General features: G+C 51.8%; 7 protein-coding genes. 4 read left to right on the forward strand and 3 right to left on the reverse strand.

Annotated elements, in window-relative coordinates:
• Positions 1-1217: ABC transporter substrate-binding protein (locus Q7V48_12665; protein MDO9211581.1), on the reverse strand; the 1217-nt coding region annotated here is incomplete at its 3' end.
• A gap of 540 nt (positions 1218-1757) precedes the next feature.
• Here Q7V48_12665 and Q7V48_12670 point away from each other — a divergent pair.
• The 4 genes from Q7V48_12670 (at position 1758) to Q7V48_12685 (ending at position 5194) form a co-directional block, all read left to right on the forward strand.
• The gene (locus tag Q7V48_12670) at positions 1758-2906 is read left to right on the forward strand and encodes a thiolase family protein (protein ID MDO9211582.1); all 1149 of its coding nucleotides are present in this window, start codon (positions 1758-1760) and stop codon (positions 2904-2906) included.
• 4 nt (positions 2907-2910) lie between these two features.
• Positions 2911-4077 carry a thiolase family protein gene (locus Q7V48_12675; protein MDO9211583.1) on the forward strand — a complete coding sequence of 389 codons (1167 nt, stop codon included), beginning with the start codon at positions 2911-2913 and terminating at the stop codon, positions 4075-4077.
• A 99-nt stretch (positions 4078-4176) separates the two neighbouring features.
• Positions 4177-4647, forward strand: coding sequence for a Zn-ribbon domain-containing OB-fold protein (locus tag Q7V48_12680; protein ID MDO9211584.1), 471 nt, complete (start codon positions 4177-4179; stop codon positions 4645-4647).
• An 88-nt stretch (positions 4648-4735) separates the two neighbouring features.
• Positions 4736-5194, forward strand: a complete 459-nt coding sequence (locus Q7V48_12685) for a Zn-ribbon domain-containing OB-fold protein (protein ID MDO9211585.1) — start codon at positions 4736-4738, stop codon at positions 5192-5194.
• A 97-nt stretch (positions 5195-5291) separates the two neighbouring features.
• On the opposite strand, the gene Q7V48_12690 is transcribed toward Q7V48_12685, so the two are convergent.
• Together Q7V48_12690 and Q7V48_12695 are read right to left on the reverse strand one after the other, a co-directional pair.
• Entirely contained in the window at positions 5292-5498 is a 207-nt protein-coding gene (locus tag Q7V48_12690) for a ferritin family protein (protein MDO9211586.1), read from the reverse strand.
• Between the two features lie 18 nt (positions 5499-5516).
• Positions 5517-5784 (reverse strand): signal transduction protein (locus Q7V48_12695; GenBank protein MDO9211587.1); only part of this gene is annotated, 268 nt, incomplete at its 5' end.

Consider the following 5784-nt stretch of genomic DNA (forward strand, 5'->3'; position numbering starts at 1 on the left):
TTGGACTGGGCATCCAGGTTCACCTTGAGGCCCGCCTTGCCCAGCATCCCCACCACCGCCTGGCAGATCTTCTCGTCGTTGTTGTACCGGTTGTTGGGGCAATCCAGTTTTACCTCAAAACCGTTGGGATACCCGGCTTCGGCCAGGAGCGTCTTCGCCTTCTGCAGGTCATGGGGCGGACGCTTGTCCAATTCTTTGGGGTAACCATGCACCATGGGCGCGGTGATGACGTTCGCCGGCTGCGACAACCCGCGCATGATCACCTTGTGGATGGCGTTGATGTCGATGGCCAGATGCATGGCCTGGCGCACCCGCTTGTCCTTGAACGGGTTCTTGCCCTTGATGTTGGAGGAACGCAGTTCGTTGCTGGCCTGTTCGAGCCCGAAGAAGATGCTGCGGTTTTGGGCAACCTGGTCCACTTTGATGTTCGGGTTCTTCTTCAATCGATCCAGATCTTGGAAAGGCGGATCGAGGAGGAAGTCGACCTCGCCGGACAGCAGGGCGGCGACCCGCGTGGCCGGGTTGGCAATGGGCGTATAGATGATCTTGTCGATTTCATAGGGGTACGTCTTGGCATTCCACCACTTGGGGTTCTTCACCAGAATGGTCTTGATGTCCGGCTCGCGGATCTGGAGGACGTACGGGCCGGTTCCGTTCTCGTGGCGAACCGTGTATTTCTCTTCCTTGGCCTTGAAATTCTGCGCTTCCGTCGCCCCGTGTTTCTCGCACCATTTTTTCGACATGATGAAAACGTAAGACAGATTGTTGATCAGGACCGGGTCGGGCCCGGAGGTCAGGATGTGGATGGTGTGATCATCGACCACCTTGGTGCCGGTGACTGTGGTCAGGTAATTGCGGAATTCCGAGGTGGGGCCTTTGGCCCGGTTGATGGTGAAGGCCACATCCTCGGCGGTAAACGGAGTGCCGTCGTGGAAGGTGACCCCCTTGCGCAGGTTGAACTCCCACGTCTTGGGATCGAGCGTCTTCCAGCTCGTGGCCAGGCAGGGAACGATCTCATATTTCGGGTTTCGAATGGCCAGCGTCTCATAGACCTGCTGCATGGCCAGGATGGTGGGGGACTCGTTGGCGGAATGGGGATCGTAGGTCAGAGCATCCCCCTGGCTGGCCCAGCGGAGAACTTTCTCAGCCATCGCCGGTGTGGCCATGGCGCAGACCAGAATCACTACCAGTAAAATCTTGATAAAGCCGTTTTTCATCGGGGTCTCCTTTCGTTTTTCTTCACCGAATAACATGGACCGGATTGAACCGCTGGTTTCCTTGATTGAAATCGGGACGAACGACCCAAACCCGGGATGAGAATGAACAGCTATCGGAATCCCGAGGGGGTTGAAGATCGTTTAGGTGACTCTTCTCTTGACTCGTTGCTTCCCTCCCTCTCCTTTATCAAATTGATTCGCAATTCCCGAGCATCACCTCCTTAAAGTAAATAAATCGCGACCCATTTAGGCGTTATGTTGATTATATGGTTTCGGCGAAACACCCTCCGGAAAGAAATGTAACCTATTAGCAAAATTTGTCAATTATTAATTTTTTATTAATTTTTTAGAAAGTAACAACTTATCTGGACATTGTCCGACAGATTAAGTTCTAAATAGTTTCCGGATGGACATTAATTAATGGTCTATAAATCGCTCCCGTTTTCGCACTTAATTTTATTCTTTTTCTCTTGCAACATTTTTCCTGTTTCTTTACAATTGGCGAAGATTAAAGGAAGAAATAAGGAATAGGGGGAGGAGATGGCGGATCGCGTGGGGATCGTGGGCGTCTATCAGACGAAATACGAGTCCCGTAAAATCTTCGACAGTTATCCTGAGTTAGTTTTTGAAGTCAGCAGTAAAGTATTGGAAGAAACCGGGTTGGCTATCGAGGACATGGACCAAATTGTTACCAACTCCCAAGACTTCTGGGATGGGAGAACGATATCCAACCGCACGGTGAGCGAGGCCTGTGGCTCCGTTCTCCGGGCGGAATCTAAAGTAGCCATGGATGGCAGCTTTGCCGTTTTTTATGCGGCCATGCGTATCCTTTCGGGTTGTTACGATTCCTGCCTGCTCGTGTCCCACTGCAAGATGTCCGAGGGGTCACCGCACTTGATCAATAATGCGATGTTCGACCCGCTCTATCAGAGGATCTTGGGGTTCGATGAGCTGGCCACCTGTGCCATGCAGGCCAAGCGTTATATGTATAAATATGGCATCACCGAAGAACAGTGTGCCCAGGTCGCAGTGAAGAACTTGCAAAACGGAAAAAAGAATCCTTATCCTCACCGGGCCATGGATGTAACCGTGGGCCAAGTAATGAGCTCGGGGATGCTGGCCGATCCGATCAAGGCCTTGGACGCCTATCCCATTACGGATGGCGCCTGCGCCATGATATTAGCCATTGAAGAGAAAGCCAGGAAGTGGTCGCCCAAGCCGGTTTGGATCACCGGCATAGCCAGCCGGCTGGATTCTTTCTACCTCGGGGACCGCGACCTGGCTGAAGTGGCATCCCTGGAGCTTGCAGCCAAGAAGGCTTACAACATGGCTGGAGTTACCAATCCACGTCAGGAAATAGACTTGGTGGAACTCTCAGATTTTTACTCTTATCAGGAACTTCTCTGGCTGGAAGGGATGGGATTTTGCCAGCGGGGCAAAGCTGGAGAAATGATCGAAAAGGGAATCACGGCTCTGAACGGCGAATTGCCCGTGAATCCTTCAGGAGGAATTCTGTCGGGAAACCCGGTAACGGTGGCCGGGGCGGTGCGGGTGGCTGAGGCGGCTTTGCAGCTTATGGGCCAAGCGGGGCAACACCAGGTGGAAGGGGCCAAAAGAGGCTTAGCTCAGGGTCACTGCGGGCCTTGCGGGCAGGGCCAATGCGTGATTATTCTGGAAAGGGGGGTGTGAGGCCATGGCCAGGAGATCGAAGAGAAACGTGGCTATCGTGGCCACGGGCCAAACAGACCATCGTTCCAAACGTCCAGATGTGAACATTGTGGAGATGATCAATGAGGCGGTGCGGCGTTGTCTGGATGACGCCCACATGACTATGGAAGACATCGACGGGGTGGTCATCGGCAACATGGAGCATTTTGAGGGGATCTTCTTCACGGAAATGTGGTCCGTGGACGGCGCCGGCTCTTTTCTCAAACACGGGATGAAGATTACTACCGGTGGAACCACCGGAAGCTCCCTGGCCCTCGCCGGGTATTATCACGTGGCTTCAGGGCTCTTTGACACGGTCATGACCATTGGCTGGGAAAAGCAATCCGAGGGAGAAACCACGGCTGGCTTGATCTTTCAGGCTGATCCGCTCTGGGAGCGGGCAACGATGTCAGGGGCTATCGGCTCTTTTGCCGCTTCGGCTACGGCCTATATGCATAAATACGGAATCACCGAGGAGCAGGCTGCCAAAGTGGCGGTGAAGAACCGCAAGAACGCCTTAAATAATCCCCACGCCCATTTGAAGCTGGACCTTACCGTGGAACAGGTTTTAAAGTCAAAAATGCTGGCTTATCCCATTAAGATGCTGGACATGTGCCCGACTTCCGATGGGGCGTGTGCCATGATCTTTGCTGCGGAGGAGAAAGCGAAAAAAATTAGCCAGAATCCGGCGTGGGTTATTGCCGGAGTCACCCGTCACGATCAACCTTTCGGGGGTGATTTGGAGATGGTGGCCAATCTGAGAACTTTGCGATCCGCGACCGAAGAAGCCTACAAGATTGCCGGAATCAAAGAGCCTTTACGCGACTTGGATGTCGCCGAGCTGTATGAGCCGTGTACCTTTGCGGAGCTCTCCTGGTACGAAGCCGCGGGTTTTTGCGGTCCTGGCGAAGGAGGGAAGTTGATCGATTCCGGGGCAACTTATATGGATGGGGAGCTGCCAGTGAATCCCTCCGGCGGGGTTTTGTCCACCAATTGTATAGGGGCCACGGCCATGATCCGTGTGGCTGAGGCGGCCATCCAGGTAATGGGTAAAGGGGGGAAACGGCAAGTGCCCAACGTAAATCGATCCTTGGCTACGGGATTCGGTGGAAGCTGGTGGTCGGATGTAATGATCCTTTCCAGGACCCCTTAGTTATTGATTTAATTTTGTCCCTTACCCCATCCCTCTACCCCCGGGAAGAGAGGGGAGGATGAAGGGGCTCCGGCAACACCGGGTTAGGAGGTAATGGAGATGAGTGAAAAAGGCGGCTCTCTCTTATTAGCTGAGTTCGATGCGAAATTCCCTTATGATTATTCAGCCGGGCGTTATGCCAGCTATTTTTTAAAACAACTCAAGGATCATAAGCGAATCATGGGCATTCGTTGCCCGAAGTGTCAGAAAGTCTTTGTACCTCCCCGTCCGGCTTGCGGGTATTGTTTCGTAAGAAACACGGAGTGGGTCGACATGGGTGATGAAGGAACTCTTTGGGGGTACACCATTGTCCAATTCCCGTTCCTGGACCCAATGACCGGGGTGGAACGCCCGATCCCTTATGGGTACGGATTCATCGAATTGAAGGGTGCTACTACCCGGCTGCAACATTTTGTAACCGCTGCGGACTTAAATAAACTCAGGATCGGCATGCGGATGAAAGCCGTGTTTCGGGAGGAGCGAAAAGGGAATCTGGCGGATATTCTGTATTTTAAAGCAATAGAAGAATAATTAAATTGCGGAATTCGGATTGCGGAATGCGGAATGTAAAAAAATGACAATCTGCAATCTACAATCTGAAATCTGATCGGGGGCAAAAATGGAGAGGTGGTTGGAAGGATTGGAACCTATCGTGGACCACCAGGATTTGAAAGTTCCCTACCGCTATTCCATGGGCGCAATCACGAGTAAATTTTTTATCGAGATTCGTGACCGCAAAAAAATCCTGGGCATTAAATGTCCGCAATGCAATGTGGTCTTTGTCCCCCCTCGCTCCACCTGTGGCCGGTGCTTTTCCCTCCTCAAAGAGTGGGTGGAGGTGAGCAATAGAGGAACGTTACAAACCTATACCGTTGTCCATTACCCAACTCCTGTCCAGCCCGTCCCCCCACCTTTGATCTATGGAATTATCAAGCTGGACGGTGCTGACACAGGGCTGGCTCACCTGATCAGTGAAACCGATTATGAGCGGTTGAGCATCGGCATGCGCGTAGAGGCTGTGTTCAAGGAAGAGCGGGCGGGGAACATGCTGGATATTAAATATTTCAAACCCATTTAAGAGGGTCCATCGGTTCAAGGGATCGAGGAGTCAAGGGGTCAAGTGAAAACACATGCACTGGAACCCTTGGACTCTTGAATCCTATGCCCCTTTTCTTTTATATTTCTTTTAAATAATCCTTGTTCAACTCTTCTTCGAGAATGCGCCGGTGTTTGAGTTCCTCTTTAGCCAGGAATTCGAACATCTGCCTGGTTCCCCGGTATTTAGAGATTTTCGCCGCCTGGTTGTAAAACTCGTTGGAACCTTTTCCCCGCTCGATGGCTATACGGATGGCTTCCTGGGGGGTTGTGGTCTCATCAATCATCTGTTTCCCTCCGATTCATTATTCCGTCACCGACAGCACTTGGTAACCCTTGTTTTTTAAGGAGTCGATAATTGGCTGCAATGGGCATTTTTCCAGACGAAAATAATAAATGCGTTTTTTCCGATCTTTGTGATTGGACATGCCTACGCTGATGATTTCTGCTCGGTGTTCCTGGAAGATACTGGAAACCTCCTCGAAGGCGCGAGGATTTTCTCCTAAAATCAGGTCAAGTCGTGAGCTGGATTTCAGAATGCCCATCAACTGGATGAAAGCCTGAAGAATATCC

It is taken from the genome of Deltaproteobacteria bacterium (genome assembly GCA_030654105.1).
Classification (GTDB): domain Bacteria; phylum Desulfobacterota; class SM23-61; order SM23-61; family SM23-61; genus JAHJQK01.

Excerpts from the sequence above, each read along its gene's own strand:
- Q7V48_12670 (MDO9211582.1), top strand. The coding sequence starts at position 1,758 with ATGGCGGATCGCGTGGGGATCGTGGGCGTCTATCAGACGAAATACGAG.
- Q7V48_12675 (MDO9211583.1), top strand. The coding sequence starts at position 2,911 with ATGGCCAGGAGATCGAAGAGAAACGTGGCTATCGTGGCCACGGGCCAA.
- Q7V48_12680 (MDO9211584.1), top strand. The coding sequence starts at position 4,177 with ATGAGTGAAAAAGGCGGCTCTCTCTTATTAGCTGAGTTCGATGCGAAA.
- Q7V48_12685 (MDO9211585.1), top strand. The coding sequence starts at position 4,736 with ATGGAGAGGTGGTTGGAAGGATTGGAACCTATCGTGGACCACCAGGAT.
- Q7V48_12690 (MDO9211586.1), bottom strand. The coding sequence starts at position 5,498 with ATGATTGATGAGACCACAACCCCCCAGGAAGCCATCCGTATAGCCATC.